Origin of the sequence: Saliniramus fredricksonii, assembly GCF_900094735.1 — a bacterium.
GTDB classification, from domain to species: Bacteria; Pseudomonadota; Alphaproteobacteria; order Rhizobiales; family Beijerinckiaceae; genus Saliniramus; species Saliniramus fredricksonii.
Window position 1 is genome coordinate 2,322,464 of the sequence record NZ_FMBM01000002.1, and the last position, 16,311, is coordinate 2,338,774.

At 65.7% G+C, this 16,311-nt stretch carries 15 protein-coding genes; 10 read left to right on the plus strand and 5 right to left on the minus strand.

Translation table 11 applies throughout. The annotated features are described in order from the left end of the window. Positions 1 to 107 precede the first annotated feature (107 nt). Positions 108 to 1,976 carry an ABC-F family ATP-binding cassette domain-containing protein gene (locus tag GA0071312_RS17080; protein WP_074445936.1) on the minus strand — a complete coding sequence of 623 codons (1,869 nt, stop codon included), beginning with the start codon at positions 1,974 to 1,976 and terminating at the stop codon, positions 108 to 110. A gap of 148 nt (positions 1,977 to 2,124) precedes the next feature. On the opposite strand from GA0071312_RS17080, the gene GA0071312_RS17085 reads away from it, so the two are divergent. Then, positions 2,125 to 3,171: an NADP(H)-dependent aldo-keto reductase gene (locus GA0071312_RS17085; protein ID WP_074445937.1), complete on the plus strand. Its 1,047-nt coding sequence runs from the start codon at positions 2,125 to 2,127 to the stop codon at positions 3,169 to 3,171. Between the two features lie 15 nt (positions 3,172 to 3,186). On the opposite strand, the gene GA0071312_RS17090 is transcribed toward GA0071312_RS17085, so the two are convergent. Next, complete coding sequence (locus GA0071312_RS17090) at positions 3,187 to 4,788, minus strand: DUF2336 domain-containing protein (protein ID WP_083204649.1); 1,602 nt, start codon at positions 4,786 to 4,788, stop codon at positions 3,187 to 3,189. A 221-nt stretch (positions 4,789 to 5,009) separates the two neighbouring features. Between GA0071312_RS17090 and thpR the strand changes: the two genes are divergently transcribed. After that, on the plus strand, positions 5,010 to 5,570 hold the full coding sequence (gene thpR / locus GA0071312_RS17095) for an RNA 2',3'-cyclic phosphodiesterase (protein WP_074445939.1): 561 nt from the start codon (positions 5,010 to 5,012) through the stop codon (positions 5,568 to 5,570). A gap of 60 nt (positions 5,571 to 5,630) precedes the next feature. Next, positions 5,631 to 5,927, plus strand: coding sequence for a 4a-hydroxytetrahydrobiopterin dehydratase (locus GA0071312_RS17100; RefSeq protein ID WP_074445940.1), 297 nt, complete (start codon positions 5,631 to 5,633; stop codon positions 5,925 to 5,927). 25 nt (positions 5,928 to 5,952) lie between these two features. Here GA0071312_RS17100 and GA0071312_RS17105 read toward each other — a convergent pair whose 3' ends face one another. Then, a complete protein-coding gene (locus GA0071312_RS17105; protein WP_074446305.1) occupies positions 5,953 to 6,846 on the minus strand; it encodes a dihydrodipicolinate synthase family protein in 894 nt (297 codons plus the stop codon). Between the two features lie 428 nt (positions 6,847 to 7,274). On the opposite strand from GA0071312_RS17105, the gene GA0071312_RS17110 reads away from it, so the two are divergent. The 4 genes from GA0071312_RS17110 (at position 7,275) to GA0071312_RS17125 (ending at position 10,458) form a co-directional block, all read left to right on the plus strand. Further along, on the plus strand, positions 7,275 to 8,189 hold the full coding sequence (locus tag GA0071312_RS17110) for an aliphatic sulfonate ABC transporter substrate-binding protein (RefSeq protein ID WP_238947277.1): 915 nt from the start codon (positions 7,275 to 7,277) through the stop codon (positions 8,187 to 8,189). Between the two features lie 145 nt (positions 8,190 to 8,334). Then, complete coding sequence (locus GA0071312_RS17115; RefSeq protein WP_074445942.1) at positions 8,335 to 9,120, plus strand: ABC transporter permease; 786 nt, start codon at positions 8,335 to 8,337, stop codon at positions 9,118 to 9,120. Then, entirely contained in the window at positions 9,120 to 9,896 is a 777-nt protein-coding gene (locus tag GA0071312_RS17120; RefSeq protein ID WP_074445943.1) for an ABC transporter ATP-binding protein, read from the plus strand. The genes GA0071312_RS17115 and GA0071312_RS17120 overlap by 1 nt, the downstream gene beginning before the upstream one ends. Positions 9,897 to 9,948: 52 nt before the next feature. After that, positions 9,949 to 10,458 carry an OsmC family protein gene (locus tag GA0071312_RS17125; RefSeq protein WP_074445944.1) on the plus strand — a complete coding sequence of 170 codons (510 nt, stop codon included), beginning with the start codon at positions 9,949 to 9,951 and terminating at the stop codon, positions 10,456 to 10,458. Between the two features lie 15 nt (positions 10,459 to 10,473). Here the strand turns inward: GA0071312_RS17125 and GA0071312_RS17130 are convergent, their stop codons facing one another. Continuing rightward, positions 10,474 to 10,986 (minus strand): membrane lipoprotein lipid attachment site-containing protein, encoded by a 513-nt coding sequence (locus GA0071312_RS17130; protein WP_074445945.1) that lies wholly within the window; start codon positions 10,984 to 10,986, stop codon positions 10,474 to 10,476. Positions 10,987 to 11,281: 295 nt separating this feature from the next. On the opposite strand from GA0071312_RS17130, the gene fabI reads away from it, so the two are divergent. The 3 genes from fabI to GA0071312_RS17145 are packed head-to-tail and all read left to right on the plus strand — an operon-like array spanning position 11,282 to position 14,698. Beyond that, a complete protein-coding gene (gene fabI, locus GA0071312_RS17135) occupies positions 11,282 to 12,088 on the plus strand; it encodes an enoyl-ACP reductase FabI (RefSeq protein ID WP_074445946.1) in 807 nt (268 codons plus the stop codon). 43 nt (positions 12,089 to 12,131) lie between these two features. After that, positions 12,132 to 13,535, plus strand: a complete 1,404-nt coding sequence (locus GA0071312_RS17140) for a bifunctional enoyl-CoA hydratase/phosphate acetyltransferase (protein WP_074445947.1) — start codon at positions 12,132 to 12,134, stop codon at positions 13,533 to 13,535. Further along, on the plus strand, positions 13,532 to 14,698 hold the full coding sequence (locus tag GA0071312_RS17145; protein ID WP_074445948.1) for an acetate/propionate family kinase: 1,167 nt from the start codon (positions 13,532 to 13,534) through the stop codon (positions 14,696 to 14,698). The genes GA0071312_RS17140 and GA0071312_RS17145 overlap by 4 nt, the downstream gene beginning before the upstream one ends. Here GA0071312_RS17145 and GA0071312_RS17150 read toward each other — a convergent pair. Beyond that, positions 14,693 to 16,171: an MATE family efflux transporter gene (locus tag GA0071312_RS17150; RefSeq protein ID WP_083204720.1), complete on the minus strand. Its 1,479-nt coding sequence runs from the start codon at positions 16,169 to 16,171 to the stop codon at positions 14,693 to 14,695. The two genes, GA0071312_RS17145 and GA0071312_RS17150, sit on opposite strands and share 6 nt — an antisense overlap. Positions 16,172 to 16,311: the final 140 nt, after the last annotated feature.

Consider the following 16,311-nt stretch of genomic DNA (forward strand, 5'->3'; position numbering starts at 1 on the left):
CTCGTTGCATCGCCTTGCAAGCAATTCGTAGCCGCGTATGGTGCCGTCGGCAATCCTCATGCGTATCCGGCGGGTCTGCAAAGCTGTTTTAACCGGATCACGGCTAATCAGCCTTCGAGCGCCTGCGAAATCTCCAGCCACTCTTCTTCCGCCCGCTCCAGCGCCTCCGCCGCTTCGCCGCGCATGCGGGAAATCTCGGCGGCTTTCTGTGGATCGCGCCGGAAGGCCTCACCGTCACCGATGGCCGCGTCGATCTTGGCGATCACCCCGGTAAACTTCTCGATACGTGCCTCCACCTGCGCGAGTTGCTTGCGCAGAGGCGCCTGGCGGGCGCGCTTCTCGGCTGCGGACTTGCGATCATCGTTGCGGGCGGGACGCTCTTCACGGCTGGAATCACGACCGCCCGTCTGGTTCAGCCCCCCCGAGAGCACGAATTTGCGGTAATCCTCCATATCGCCATCGAAGGGCTTCACCCGCCCGCCGCCGATCAGCCAGAGCCGGTCGGCGCAGGCCTCGACGAGGAAGCGGTCATGGCTGACGATGATCACCGCGCCGTTGAAACCGGCGATCGCCTCGACGAGCGCCTGCCGGCTGTCGATATCGAGGTGGTTGGTGGGCTCGTCGAGAATCAGAAGATGTGGCCCGTCAAACGCCGCGAGCCCCATCAGCAGCCGCGCCTTCTCGCCGCCGGAGAGCTTCTCGACCGGCGTATCACCCTTGTTTCCGGGAAAGCCGAACCGGGCCGCGCGGGCGCGGATCTTCGCCTCCGGCGCGCCGGGCATGCGCTCGGCCACATGCGCGACGGGGCTCGCCTGCGGGCGCAACTCGTCGAGCTGGTGCTGGGCGAAATACGCGACCTTCATCTTCGACGAGGCGACCATCTCGCCCTTCAACGGGGGCAGTCGCCCGCCAATCAACTTGCAGAAGGTTGATTTACCGTTGCCATTGGCGCCGAGCAGCGCGATCCGGTCATCGGGCAGGATCGAGAGACTGATCCGATCGAGCACCGGTTTCTCATCGTAACCCGCCGCCGCGCCGTCGAGCGCGATCAGGGGCGGCGATAGCAGCTTCTCGGGGCTGGGCAGATCGAAGGGAAGCGTCGCCTCCTCGGTGATGGTGACGATGGGCTGCAGCTTCTCGAGGCGCTTGAGCCGCGATTGCGCCTGGCGCGCCTTGGTGGCCTTGGCGCGAAAGCGGTCGACGAAGCTCTGCAGATGCTTGCGTTCACTCTCCTGCTTGGCCGCGCTCTTTTGCAAAAGCATCTGCTTTTCTGCCCGCTGCCGGGCAAACGAGGTATAGCCGCCGCGATAGAGCGTCAGCTTCGCACTATCGAGATGCAGGATGTGATCGACACAGGTATCGAGCAGGTCGCGATCGTGGCTGATGACCAGCACCGTATGCGGGTAGCGCGCCAGATAATCATAGAGCCAGAGCGTGCCTTCGATATCGAGATAGTTGGTGGGCTCATCAAGAAGCAGGAGATCGGGCTCGGAGAAGAGGACGGCAGCGAGCGCCACGCGCATGCGCCAGCCCCCGGAGAAGGACGCGCACGGTCGCGCCTGCGCCTCGGCATCAAAACCCAGCCCATGCAGGATCGCCGCCGCGCGCGCCGGCGCGGAATACGCGCCGATATCGGTCAGACGCGTCTCGATCTCGGCGCGGTGAACGCCCTCGGCGGTCTCGGCCTCGGCCATCAGCCGGGCGCGCTCGGTATCGGCGGCGAGCACCACCTCGATCAGGCTCTCCGGCCCGCCCGGCGCCTCCTGCGCCACGGTGCCGATGCGCCGCCCCTTCGGCATGCCGACCTGGCCGGTTTCCGGGGAGAGCTCGCCCAGAAGAATGCGAAACAGCGTCGTCTTGCCGGTGCCGTTGCGCCCCACGATCCCCACCCGCGCCCCGTCGGGCACCGCGAAGGAAGTGTTGTCGAGCAGAATGCGCTCGCCGAGCCGGTAGGTGAGATCATTGACGTGCAGCATGCGGCGACTTGTGCCGCCGCAGCGGCGGTTTTGCAAGAGGGATGAGGCCCGCCACCCGTTCGTGACATTGCTGGTACTCCCCTGCGCGAATGATACTCTATGCTCATACGCAGATTGAATCGCCACGCATCCACGAAGGACTCAAAGCATGCAATACAGACCCCTCGGTCGCACCGGACTCCAGGTCAGCGCCATCTGCCTCGGCAGCATGACCTGGGGCGAACAGGACAGCGAGGCCGAGGGCCACGCGCAGATGGATTACGCCTTCGAACGCGGCATCAATTTCATCGACACCGCCGAGCTCTACCCCGTCCCGCCAAAGGCCGGGACGCAGGGCGCGACGGAGGAGATCATCGGCTCGTGGATGGCGCAGCGGAAAAACCGCGCCGACGTGATCCTCGCCACCAAGGTGATCGGGCGCTCGCAGAATACCTGGTTCCGCGATGACGGCTCCCCGGCGGAGCTCTCGCGCGCACAGATTCTGGAAGCGGTAGACAAGAGCCTGAAACGTCTGCGCACCGACTACATCGATCTCTATCAGGTGCACTGGCCCGACCGCGCCGTCAGCGCCTTCGGCTCCAATGCCACGATCTTCCGCAATGTCCGCGAGCCGGAGCACAGCATCGAATCCACCCTCGATGTGCTGGCTGAACTGGTACGTGCCGGCAAGGTGCGCCATGTCGGCATCTCCAACGAATCGGCCTGGGGCGCGATGCGCTATCTCGCCCATGCGGAGCACACGGATGCGCCGCGTGTCGCGTCGATCCAGAACGCATACTCGCTGGTCAACCGGACTTTCGAGGTGAATCTGGCCGAACTCGCCATGCGCGAACATGTCGGGTTGCTGGCCTATTCACCCCTGGCGCAGGGCTATCTCACCGGCAAATATGCCGGCGGCGCGCTGCCGAAAGGTTCCCGAAAGCAGCTCTTCGAGCGGCTCCAGCGCTACGAAAAGCCGGTCGCAATGCTCGCCTACGAGGCCTATACCGCGCTGGCTCGCGAATACGGGCTCGACCCGGCGCAGATGGCGCTCGCCTTCGTCACCAGCCGCCCCTTCGTCACCAGCAACATCATCGGCGCGACCACGCTGGAGCAGCTGAAGACCAATATCGATTCGATCGACGTGACGATCACGCCCGAGTTGGAAGAGCGTATCGACGCGATCCACCTGCAATATTGCAATCCGGCGCCGTGAGGGGCCGAACGGGGATCAGGATTTGCCGCTCGTTACCGGGCGGCCCTTGACCGGCTTGCCGGTGACCTTCCGGGGCGCCGGGCTGGCAGAACCTCCGCCCGGCGCCTTGCGCGGGAAGGATTTGCCGTCGACGGGTTTGCCGACCGTCTTGCCGACCGTCTTGCCCACGGTCTTATCGGTGCTCTTGCCGGTGCTCTTGCCCGTCGCACTGCCCACAGGGTTGCCGACGACCTTGCCCGCGACCTTGCCCGCCGCCTGTCCCGATGCTGTCGCGGCGGCGACAGGGCGGGTGGCAAGCGTCGCGCCGGGGGGCGACGTACCGTTCATCTGACCGGCGACGCGGCTGACCATGTCGCGCATGGCGCCGGCGAGCGAGGTCAGGCCGCCGCGCGCGCTGTTCGCCGTCTGCGATACATCGGGAGACGGCGTCTGCGCCGGAGACTTGTTCGCCGTATCTGGTGACGTGCCCCTCCCGGAAGCAGCCACTTCCGGCTCGGCCCCGGCTTTCTGCCTGCGCTTTTGCGCCGCGCCGGCCTTGGCCTGCGAGACGGCATAATGCACCACGCGCCGCGCCGTTTCCGGCTTGAGGCGCTGGAAGACGTTGTAGGCCTCTTCGAGCAGCTCGACCGAGGGCTGGCGCCCGCTGCGCTTGCCCAGCAGCGTCTTGAAATTCGGCCAGGTCAGACCCGCTGCCGAGGCGATGAAGAGGATCGCATCGAAACGCGGTGCGTAGAACGCGTTCACGACCTTGCCGAGATCGATGCCGACCTTGTCGGCGATCGCAGCCAGCACGTCTTCCATGCGGTTGCGCTTGATCCACTGGACGAGCTCGGCCTCCTGGACCGGCTGATCCTTGCCGCGCTCCTTGATGAACTGGCGTGCCATGTCGAGATCGGCCGCGAGGAATTCGCGCCCGCGATCGGGAACGAATTTCTTCTGCATGTCGGCGATTACCGAATCGATTGCTTTCTCCATGCGCTCGCCGAGTTCGTCGACCAGCGTCTGGCGAACCTTGTCGCGCACTGAATCGGCCAGTTTCTCGACCTGCTCGGGCGTCAGTTCGCCGCGATAGTTGAGCGCATCCTGAATCTCGGGGTCATCCTGCGAGCGCGCCATCAGCCGCGCGAAACCGTCATCGGAGAATCGCGCGCCCTCGTTCACGGCGAGCGCGCGGATGGGATCGTCCTCATCGCGGGCGATGATGGAATCGGTGACGCGCTCCGAGAGGCTGCTGCGGCGCGATACCGCCAGCACATGCATGGCGCTCTTGGTCTCAACCACGAAGATCAGATCGTCGTCGCCGAGTTGTTCGGAGCGCCCCAGCACCGGCGTCGCGACTTCGTAATTGTCGTCGAAAGCGAGTTCGCGCACCATCTTCAGCGGCGCGCGCGGAATGTCGGCAAGGCGCTCGGAGACCGCATAGCGCACGCGGAAATCGACATCCCTAGCGAGCCGCAACATCACTTCGTCGAAGGTCGCAATGACGTTCTCGTCGAGCCAGCGGGCATTGTCGACGAAGAGATTGGTGATCTGACGCAGCATCGCCATGCGCCGGCGGCGATCGGTGCCGGCGAGGATGTCATCCACCTCTTCGATCATTGCTTCCGCAGGGCTCATCGATCATCCATGGGTTCTGAGCGTGACGATAGGTTATGCCGGCAGGGGTTTCATAAGAGTGAACTGAAACGCACACATAGCAAAAATTGTTTGCATGATGCCTGCACAATCAGAAAGGCCCGCCACACGGGCCAAAGCGGCGTGGAGAAGACCGGCGCGCCTCTTGCGCCGGCCCTCTGATCGTCCACAATGGTCGTGCTGGGGAATGACGGGAGGCGCCGATGCCACGCTTGTTCGCAGGTTTGGAAATCCCTGCAGATCTCGTCGAACGCCTCGCGCTGTTTCGCGCCGGCCTGCCGGGTGCGCGCTGGATCGATCCGGACAATTATCACCTCACCCTGCGTTTCATCGGCGATGTCGACGGCCATGTGGCGCACGAGATCGATACCGGGCTCGCCGAGATACGTCCCCGGGCGCCGATCGCGGTGACTTTCGAGGGGTTCGACGTGTTCGGCGGCGACCGCCCGCATGCGCTGATCGTACGTGCCCGCCTCACCCGCGAACTCGCCGATCTTCAGGCGGAGATCGAACGGCGCCTGCGCCGGGCCGGGCTGGCCCCGGAGAAGCGCAAGTTCGTGCCGCATGTGACGCTGGCACGGCTGCGCGGCGTCGATCCGCTGCGTGCTGCCGATTATATCGCAAGGCAGGGCCGGTTTCCGGATCTGGGCTTCGAGGTCGGCCATGTCAGCCTGTTCTCCGCCCGTGACATCACCGGCGGCGGGCCCTATCTCGTAGAGGCGGCATATCCGTTTGCGGGGATGGCCCTGGCGGGCAATCGCTAGGCCGGCCCCGTACCGGGTGCACCTCGAAACGGCATACGCGCAGCATGAAAGGAAAGACCCATGTCCGGTGAGCGGCTCAGCAATGCGGAACTCGACGATCTCCTGGAAACGCTCGAGGGCTGGGAGAAGGTCGAAGGCCGGGAGGCCATCCAAAAGACCTTCGTCTTCGCCGATTTCGTCGATGCGTTCGGCTGGATGAGCAAGGTGGCGCTCACCGCCGAGAAGATGGATCACCATCCCGAATGGTACAATGTCTACAAGACCGTCGAGGTCGTCCTGACCACCCATGATGCCGACGGCGTCACCGGCAAGGATGCCGAGCTCGCCAAGGCGATGGACCGGATGGCGCAGCGCTGAACCCGGTTCGCGCAACGTCGCGGGATCAGGACGGATCGCAGGCAGCGATGATCTGCGCGATGCGTTCGCGCTCGGCCCCCGTGATCTCGCGCAGGGGCGCAGGCAGGCTGTCGGGCTTCGTCAGACCCATGAGCGTGGCGGCGGTGGCCATCACGCGCATCCCGCCGCCATTGCGCGCAAAAGCGTCCCAGAACGGGGAGAGCGCCTGTGACAGCTGCATCGCCCGCGCCGCGTCGCCCGCCTGAGCGGCGCGGGTGAGGGCGAGCGCCGCATGCGGGAAGAGCCCGCCGATGACCGAATACCACGCGTCACATCCGGCATTGAGGCCCGTCGCGGCGAAGGCATCGCCGCTGACCCCGATCGTGACCCGTGCCGGAACGAGGCCGCGCAGCCTTGACACGTGGGCGCGCGCCACTTCCGGCTCCGTCGGCACGCCCGGTATCTTGATCGAGCCGATCTGCGGTAGCGCGGCGAGCGCTGCATAGAGATCATCATCGAAATCGAAATGTGTCGTGCGCGGATTGTCGTAGACGCAGATCGGCACGGATGCGTTCCGCGCCACGGCCTCGAACAGGCCGTAGACCTCGTCGGGCCGCAGCGGCTGATAGGAGACCGGCGCCAGCAGAAGCCCGGAGACTCCGGCCGCCTGCGCGTCCTGCGCATGGTGCAACACGTCCCGCTGGCGCAGGGCACCAATGCCCAGCATAACCGGGATCCCCGCCGCATGCTCCACCGCCAGCGCCGCAGCGCGCCGGCGTTCGGCCCGATCGAGATAGGGGTAGCTGCCGGTCGAACCGAGCGCGCCGATCGAATCGACCCCCGCAGCGACAAGGCACTGAACCAGCCCGATGAAGGCAGCTTCGTCGATCCCCTGCGCATTCAGCGGAGTCAGCGGAAAGGCACTCAGACCCTTGAACATGGCGAACTCGCATTGTGAAGACGGCGCCGGATCAAACCCGATACGCCAGCGCGGCGCAAGCGTGTGCAGGCGCCGAGAGAGATATGCGCAGGCGGGTTCGGGTGGTGCGATCGATGCGGACCGCCCATCCATGCGGGATCGAGGCCGCCCGCATGGAAGACCGCCCTGCCGCGCGGGTCGACTAATTTTACATAGCTGCAACGGATTTAAATTTTCAAAGCAGCCGCGATTGACAAATTGAATCGCGCCGTTCTACAAAACGAACGGATTGATCCAGCCATACAACAATCTGCGCATGCGTTTTCGGTTTCTGCCACACGCATGCGGTTAGATTTCATCACAAATTTAAGGCGAAAGGGCAAGCCATGCGCCGTTTCACGCGTTTCAAAAAAGTCCTCGCAAGCTTTATCACTCTGGCAGCGTTCGGCATGACGAACGTCTCTGCCCAGACTCCCAGCGAGATCCGCGTTGATTATGCCACCTACAACCCCGTCAGCCTGCTCCTGAAGGAGCGCGGCTATCTTGAGGAAGCGTTGGCGGAAGACGGGATCGACGTGCGCTGGGTGCAGTCTCACGGCTCCAACCGGGCGCTCGAATTCCTCAATGCCGGCTCCCTCGATTTCGGTTCGACCGCCGGCGCCGCATCCCTGATCGGGCGCATCAACGGCAATCCGATCAACGCGATCTACGTCTATTCCCAGCCGGAATGGACCGCGCTTGTCACAAGCGCCGATAGCGAAATCGAGAGCGTCGCCGATCTCGCAGGCAAGACCGTCGCGGTGACGCGCGGCACCGATCCGCACATCTTCCTCGTGCGTGCGCTGGCCTCCGCCGGCCTGACCGAGCGGGACGTGCGTCTCGTGCTGCTCCAGCATGCCGATGGTCGCCTCGCGCTGGAACGCGGCGACGTGCAGGCCTGGGCCGGGCTCGATCCGATGATGGCAGCCTCCGAGCTCGAGAGCGGCGCGCGCCTGTTCTACCGCGACGCCGATGCCAATAGCTGGGGCATTCTCAACGTGCGCACCGCCTTCGCCGAAGAGCATCCGGAGCTGGTCGAGCGCGTCATCGCCGCCTATGAGCGCGCCCGCGCCGAGGCCCTGTCCGATCCAAAGGCAATCCAGGCGCTGTTCCAGGAGTTCACCCGCCTGCCGCAGGACGTGGTCGCGCGGCAGTTCGAGCGCACCGATCTGACCCATTCCGGCATCGGTAACGGCCAGCGCGAGACCATCCTGCAGGCCGGCCTCGCCCTTCAGGAGGCGGGCGTGATTCGCCGTAATGTCGAAGTCGAGACGCATCTCGACGCCCTGATCGACACGCGCTTCAACCCTGCCTCGACGCAGTAACCGAAACGCGTATCGCGTGACGCACCGCGAGGAGACGAGCATGGCCCTGCCACAGGCAGCAGACACCCATGACGCGACCGAGCCGGCGGCAGGCTCGCACCAGCCTGCCGCGACGGGTGTGGCGCCGAACGCAGCCGGATCCCGCATGCATTCCCGCAGGCACTGGTTCAGCGACCAGTTCGCGCTCGCGTTGATCCTGCCGCTGGGGCTCGCCATCGGCTGGGAAGCCGCCGTCAGCTTCGGCCTCGCCGAGGGACGGCTGATGCCGCCACCGAGCCGCATCGCAAGCGCCTTCCACGAACTCGCGCTCTACGGCGATCTCTGGCGCCATGTCTGGGCGACACTCTGGCGGGTTCTGGCCGGTTTCGCGCTGGGTGCCGTCGCCGGCATCATTTTCGGCGCGCTCTCGGGGGCGAGCGGGTTTCTGCGCAAACTGCTCGATCCGACCCTGCAGGCTCTGCGCGCGGTGCCCTCGATCGCCTGGGTGCCCTTGTTCATTCTCTGGTTCGGCATCTTCGAGACCTCCAAGGTCATGCTGATTGCCGTCGGCGTGTTCTTCCCGGTCTATCTCGGCGTGGCGCAGGGCATTCTCTCCGTCGACCGCAAACTCGTCGAAGTCGGGCGCGCCTTCCGGCTCTCGCGTCCGGCGATGGCCCGGCGCATCCTGCTGCCGGCGATCCTGCCGGAGACCCTCACCGCGCTGCGCTCGGGGCTCGGCCTCGGTTTCATGTTCGTCGTCGCGGCGGAATTCATGGGCGCCTCGGAGGGCCTCGGCTATCTGCTCGTCGATGGCCAGCAGATGGGCATGACCGACCAGATCGTCGCCGCCATCATCGCCTTCGCCCTGCTCGGCAAGGCCGCGGACTGGCTGCTCGTCACCCTCACTGCCCCGCTCATTCGCTGGCAGGATACCGTCAGGGAGCGCCTGTAATGCTCACCCTTTCCCATCTCGCCAAGACCTATGCGGACGGGACGCAAGCCCTGTCCAATATCAATCTCGAAATCCGCACCGGCGAGATCGCCGCGCTGATCGGTGGATCGGGCTGCGGCAAGACCACGCTCCTGCGCCTCGCCGCAGGCCTCGACCACGCCACCGGCGGGACAATCAGCCTGGATGGCGAGACCATCAGCGGCCCGCATCCCGCCGTCGCGGTGGTCTTTCAGGAGCCGCGCCTCCTGCCCTGGCTCAGCGTCGCCGACAATGTCGGCTTCGGCATCGACCATCTGCCGCGCGCACAGCGCGATGCGCGCATCATGCATGCGCTGGAGCGGATCGGCCTCGCCGAACATGCCGGGCGCTGGCCGCGCGATCTCTCCGGTGGCCAGCAGCAGCGTGTCGCCATCGCCCGCGCGCTGGTGACGCGCCCCAAACTGCTCCTCCTCGACGAGCCGTTCTCCGCGCTGGATGCCTTCACCCGCGCGAGCCTGCACGGGGCCCTGCTCGATCTGTGGGAGGATGTGCGCCCGATCGTGCTGATGGTGACCCATGACGTCTCCGAGGCCGTGACGCTGGCCGATCGCGCCTTCGTCATGCGCGCGCGCCCCGGGCGCATCCATGATGAATTGCCGATCACCCTCGCTCGCCCCCGCCAGCAGACGCGCACCGGTTTCGAGCAGGATGTCAGACGCTTGCTGGAAGCGCTCGACGAGGCCCGCCAGCCGCCCCAGACCGAGCGCACCGCGCAGGCCGCCGGTCATTGGTGGTGACGTGCGCGGCAAAACGCTTTATCCGGAAGCAATATCAGGAAAGGAACGCCCCATGGACGGACAGGCCCTGCGCACGCTGCAAGCGCCGCTCAAGCAGCAATATCGCGATGATGCCGATGCCGCGCTGATCACGCTCTCAGCGAAAGGCTCGATCGATGCGCAGGGCATCGCCTGCAAGGTCGATACCGGCCGTGCGCTGGCCGTGGCCGGGCTGCACCCGGCCACCGGCGGCAGCGGTGCGGAACTGTGTTCGGGCGACATGCTGCTCGAAGCCCTGGTCGCCTGTGCCGGCGTCACGCTGAAAGCGGTCGCCACCGCCCTCGGCATCGCACTCCGGCGCGGCGACGTGCATGCCGAGGGCGTGCTCGATTTCCGCGGCACGCTCGGCGTCGACAAGGAGGCGCCGGTCGGCTTTCGCGAGATCAATCTCACCTTCGATGTCGAGACCGATGCCGACCAGGAGCAGCTCGACCAGCTCCTGAAGCTGACTGAGCGCTATTGCGTGGTCTTCCAGACGATCAACACCAGGCCCGCGCTCAACGTCACCATGAAGCGGGATTGAAGCGCCGATTGCCGATCAGGAGCCGAAGACTTCCGCGCAGCGCGAAAACGAGAAGCCGCGACCTTCGGTGTCGCGGCTGATCCGCACCTGCTCGATGATACCCGCGTCATCCACCGAGATCTGCGCCTCACAGACCAGCTCGACCCGCTCGGCAGGCCGCACGATCACATCCTGCGTGAGGCCCGGAAAGCCGATCGAGGCGGATGTTGTCGTCGAACGTGTCACCGTTCTCCCCGGCCCCTGATGCGTGGTTCGCGAGCGGGTCTGCGAGGAACCGAAGCTCTGCCCGCCGACGGTCGTGCTGCGGATCTGCGCCGGTCGCGTGAAGCTGTCCTCGCCGCCGCGCCAGGTATAGATCGTGCCTCCGCCCGAGAGCGCATATTCCGAAACCGGTGGACCATGCATGACGAAGAATGAATCGACCGGCTGGCCGATCCATTCACCGCGCATGTTCTCCGCGACTTCCTGCGTCGTCTGGCAAGCCGACAGCCCTGCCGCTGCGACAATGACCAAAAGCAACTTCTTCATACCCGATCTGCCCCCGTTGCGGACACGACTTTAGCCGAGGCCGCCGGAACTGCAAGCGCCTGAGCCGGTCGCCTTTCCGCTTTTCCCTTCGCCATGCGGCCCTGCATTTGCTGCAACGCATCAAATTCGTGCAGCCGGGCGCCTGCCAGACGTGCAAATGCCCAACTTTCGGGGATCACGGGTCCCGGTTGCGCCGTGTTATCATCGTCATATGCGTCGCCTAAACCTTATCCTGATGGCGCGCGCCGGCAAGAATGCTAATTCGACTTGTGTGCACCGCAAAAAGGACCAGTCCATGAGCGAAGCGATCGGCAAGGAAACCGAGGCGAATTCCGTTACGGGCGAACTCGCCGGCAAGGTCGGCCTCGTTGTCGGCATCGCCAATGACAAATCCATTGCCGCCGGCTGCGCCCGCGCCTTCGCGGAGGCCGGTGCCGAACTCGCCATCACCTATCTCAACGAACGGGCGAGGCCCCATGTGGCCCCCGTCAGCGAAGCGCTTGGCGCACAGCTCCTGCTGCCGCTCGATCTCGGCGATGATGCTCAGCTCGCAGCCGTGTTCGAGGCCGTCGCGCAGAAATGGGGCCGGCTCGATTTCCTGCTCCATTCCGTCGCCTTCTGTCCGCGCGAGGATCTGCACGGGCGCGTGGTCGATTGCTCGCGCGACGGTTTCGCCCAGGCCATGGATATCTCCTGCCATTCCTTCATCCGCATGGCGCGCGCCGCCGAACCGCTGATGCGCGACGGCGGCAGCGTGATGACGGTGAGCTATTACGGCGCCGAGAAGGTCGTCGACCATTACAACATCATGGGCCCGGTCAAGGCGGCGCTCGAAGCCGCGACGCGCTACATGGCCGCCGAGCTCGGGGCGGCGGATATCCGCGTCAACGCCCTGTCCCCCGGCCCGATCGCCACGCGCGCGGCCTCGGGGATCTCGCATTTCGACGCGCTGATCGACGATGCCCGCGCGCGCTCGGCCGAGGGGCGCCTCGTGACGATCGAGGAAGTCGGCGCGGCCGCACGCTTCCTCGCGAGCGACGGTGCCGCCGGCATGACGGGCAACATCATGTATGTCGATGCCGGTCGCCATATCCGCATGTGAGCCGATTCGCCTGAACCAGCCCCCCCCCGGAAAGAGGCTCGAAATGGATTATATCGAGAACCGCACCTTCGACGAGATCGCCGTCGGCGACAGCGCCGAGATCACGCGCAGCCTGACGCGCGAGGATATCAATGTCTTCGCGGTGATGTCGGGAGATGTGAACCCCGCCCATCTCGACGATGACTACGCGCAAAAGGGTCATTTTCACCGCGTCATCGCCCATGGCATGTGGGGCGGCGCGCTGATATCCGCCGTGCTGGGCACCCGCCTGCCCGGCCCGGGAACGATCTATCTCGACCAGTCCCTGCATTTCCGTGGCCCGGTCGGTGTGGGCGATACGATCACGAGCAGCGTCACGGTCACGGCCAAGAATGCCGAGAAGGGCCATGTCACGCTCGCCTGTTGCTGTACCAACCAGAAGGGCGACGAGGTCATCAGCGGCGAGGCGCGGGTGCTCGCGCCGCGCGAGAAGGTGCGCCGGCCCCGCGCCGTCCTGCCGGAGATCACGCTGCATGCGCCGAGTGCACGCTTCAAGGCGCTCGTGGAACAGACCCGCGAGCACGATCCGCTGGTCACCGCCGTGGTGCATCCCTGCGACGAGTTGAGCCTCGACGGTGCCATACGCGCCGCGCGCGAGCGCATCATCCGCCCGGTTCTCGTCGGGCCGGAAGCGAAGATCGCCGCTGCCGCCGACGAGGCGGATCTCGATATCAGCGAATTCGAGATCATCGACGTGCCCCATTCCCATGCCGCCGCCGAGCGCGCGGTGGAACTCGTGCGCGAAGGCCGGGCCGAGGCGCTGATGAAGGGCAAGCTGCACACGGACGAATTGCTCGGCGCCGTGGTCAGCCGGTCGAAAGGGCTGCGCACGGATCGCCGGCTGAGCCATATCTTCGCGCTGGACGTGCCGAGCTATCCGCGCATGCTCTTCGTCACCGATGCCGCGATCAACATCGCCCCGGATCTTGAGGAGCTCCAGGACATCGTCCAGAACGCCATTGATCTGTGCCGGGCGCTCGGCACCGACATGCCAAAAGCCGCCCTGCTCTCCGCCGTCGAGACCGTCACGGGCCGCCTGCCCTCGACCCTCGTCGCGGCTGCGCTTTGCAAGATGCATGACCGCGGCCAGATCACGGGCGGGCTGATCGACGGGCCGCTTGCCTTCGACAACGCCATCTCGCCCGCCGCCGTGAAGGCCAAGGGGATCAACTCGCCCGTGGCGGGCCAGGCCGATATCCTTGTCGCGCCCAATCTGGAGAGCGGCAACATGATCGCCAAGCAGCTGATCTATCTCGCCGGCGCCGAATCGGCGGGGATCGTGATCGGTGCACGGGTGCCGATCATGCTGACATCGCGCGCCGACAGCGCTGATTCCCGCCTCGCCTCCGCCGCCCTCGCACAGCTTTATGCAAGGCGCAGCGACACCCTCAAGGGAGCGGCGGAATGAGTGCGGCTCTCCTCGTTCTCAATATCGGCTCCTCGACGATCAAGTTCGCGCTCTATCCCGCTGACGGTGACGGCGTGATCGCGCGCGGGCGGATCGAGAATGTCGGGCACGAGCCGGCGCTGGTCATGAATGAGGGCGGTGATGCGCTCGACGGCGCCGCACCGCCGCAGGACAAGCCGCAGATCCGCGACCTGACCATCTGGCTGCTGGAGACGCTTTCCGCGCGCTTCGCAGATCGGGAGATCAGTGGCATCGGCCATCGCGTCGTGCATGGCGGACCGGATTTCGCCGCGCCCGTAAGGGTCACACCGGACATCCTCGACAGTCTCGACCGGCTGACCCCGCTGGCGCCGCAGCACCAGCCGCATAATCTCGCCGGAATCCACGCGGCAGAGGCCTTGTGGGCCGGCATCCCGCAGGTCGCCTGTTTCGACACCGCCTTCCACCATGCCCGCCCGCGCCTGTCGAAGCTCTTCGCCCTGCCGCGCGCGCTCAGCGAAGAAGGCATCCTGCGCTACGGCTTCCATGGCCTGTCCTACGCCCATATCGCGCGGCTCCTGCCCGGAACCTTCGATGCCCAGACGGCTGCGGGGAAGGTCATCGTCGCGCATCTGGGCAGCGGCGTGAGCCTGTGCGGCATGGAGGCGGGAACAAGCGTCTCCACCACGATGGGTTTCACGGCACTTGACGGGGTGATGATGGGCACGCGCTGCGGGCAGATCGATCCCGGCGTGCTGATCCACCTGATGCGCGACAAGGGCCTCGATGCCGATGCGCTGGAGAAGCTGCTCGGCAAGCAATCGGGGCTGCTCGGCGTATCCGGCATCAGCAACGACATGCGCAAGCTCGCCGCGAGCGATGCGCCGGAGGCCGAGGAGGCGATCGCGCTTTTTGCCGCTTCGATCCTGCATCACATCGGCGCGCTGGCCGCTGATCTCGGCGGGCTCGACGGCCTCGTCTTTACAGCCGGGATCGGCGAGCACGACGCGGCGCTTCGCCTGCGCGTGATGCACGGCCTCGCCTGGCTCGGACTGATCCCGGACGAGGCGGCCAATGAAGCCCACGGCCCGATCATCTCGCGCCCGGAAAGCCGCATTTCCGCTGCGGTAATCCCAACCGATGAGGAAGCCGAGATCCGCGATTCGCTGCGCGCGCTGCTATAGTGTCTTTCCAGGCGCTGCAGCCCTCCCGCGCCCGCGCATCACCTGTGCCGGGCGGCGGGTATCGGGGAGCAGGCCGAGTCTGTCGCGCCGCCGCCAGCGCCAGATCAAAAGGATCGCGACCACGGTGAGCCCGCCTGCGAGCCCCATCCAGACGCCGACACCGGCGAGCGGCGAGTAAAGCCCGAATCCGACCGCGATCGGCATGCCGACGAGCCAGTAGCCGAAGCCGGCATAGAGCATCGGGATGCGCGTATCCTGCAAACCCCGCAGCATTCCCGCCCCCACGGCCTGCGCACCGTCCACGATCTGGAAGATTGCGGCCATGGCGAGGAAGGAGACGGCAAGCGCGATGACGCGCGCGTTTTCCGGATCGTCGAGGCTGAGGAAAGCACTGATCAAAAGATGCGGCACGGTGATCATCACCAGCGCGGCGATGCTCATGAAGACCATGGCGATACCGAAGGCGCTCCAGCCCGCCCGGGTGATCGCGTCATGGTCGCGCGCGCCGTAAGCCACGCCGACGCGCACGGTCACGGCCTGGCCGAGGCCCAGAGGCACCATGAAGGCCAGCGAAGCGATCTGGATGGCGATGGTGTGGGCGGCCAGCGACTCGGTCGAGATCATCCCCATCAGGAAGAGTGCGGCGGAAAAGATCATCACCTCAAACAGGATCATCGCCGAGATCGGCATGCCCAGCCGCCAGAGCTCGAAGAAACGCGGCCAGTCAGCGCGCCAGAAACGCCCGAACAGCGCATAACGCCTGAAACGCCGGTCACGCCGGGCGATCAGCGTGAGCATCACGAACATGAAGCTCGCCGTCAGCGTCGTGGCGATGCCTGCGCCGTTGAGCCCCATGGCCGGCGCGCCGAAATTGCCGAAGATCAGCGCGTAATTCGCCAGCGCATTGACCGCGAGTCCGGTCAACGAGACGACGAGGGCGAGGAAGGGGCGCTCCATCCCCGCCAGAAAGAAACGCAGCGCGACGAAGCCGAGCATCGGCAGAAGCGCCCATTGCTTGTAGCGCAGATATTCCGCCGCCTGGGCTGCGAGCGCCGGCTCCTGCCCGAGCCCGATCAGGATCGTCTCGGCATTCCACAGAGCGATCCAGATCGGCACCGAAAGCGCCACGGCGCTCCACAGGCCCTGGCGGAAGGAGCGGCGCACCTCGCGCACGGCATGCCGGTTGCGCCCGCGCTCGGCTGCGATCATCGCCGAGATGGCGCTGATCAGACCGAGACCGCCGATGAAGGAGACGAAATAGAGATTGTATCCGAGCGAGCCGGCAGCCAGCACCTCCGGCCCGAGCCAGGCAAGCATCACCACATCGGTGGCGCCGAGCCCGGTTTGCGAGAGGTTGATCGCGATCATCGGCCAGGCGAGCGCCAGCGTCGCGATTATCTCGCGCCGCCAGAGCAACCAGATGCCCGGTACTGTTCTCGGATCAACCGGACGCGCCGACACATTCCTGTCCATCTCCACCTCCGGGCGACACCCTACACGCGCCACGGCGCTTCCGGTCGCGCATTCTTGCCGTTTCCGCGCAAGTATTCCCGCTCACCGGGCAAACCCAAGCGGGCGAAACCCATCCGGCGCCCTTGCCCATTGATTCGGAC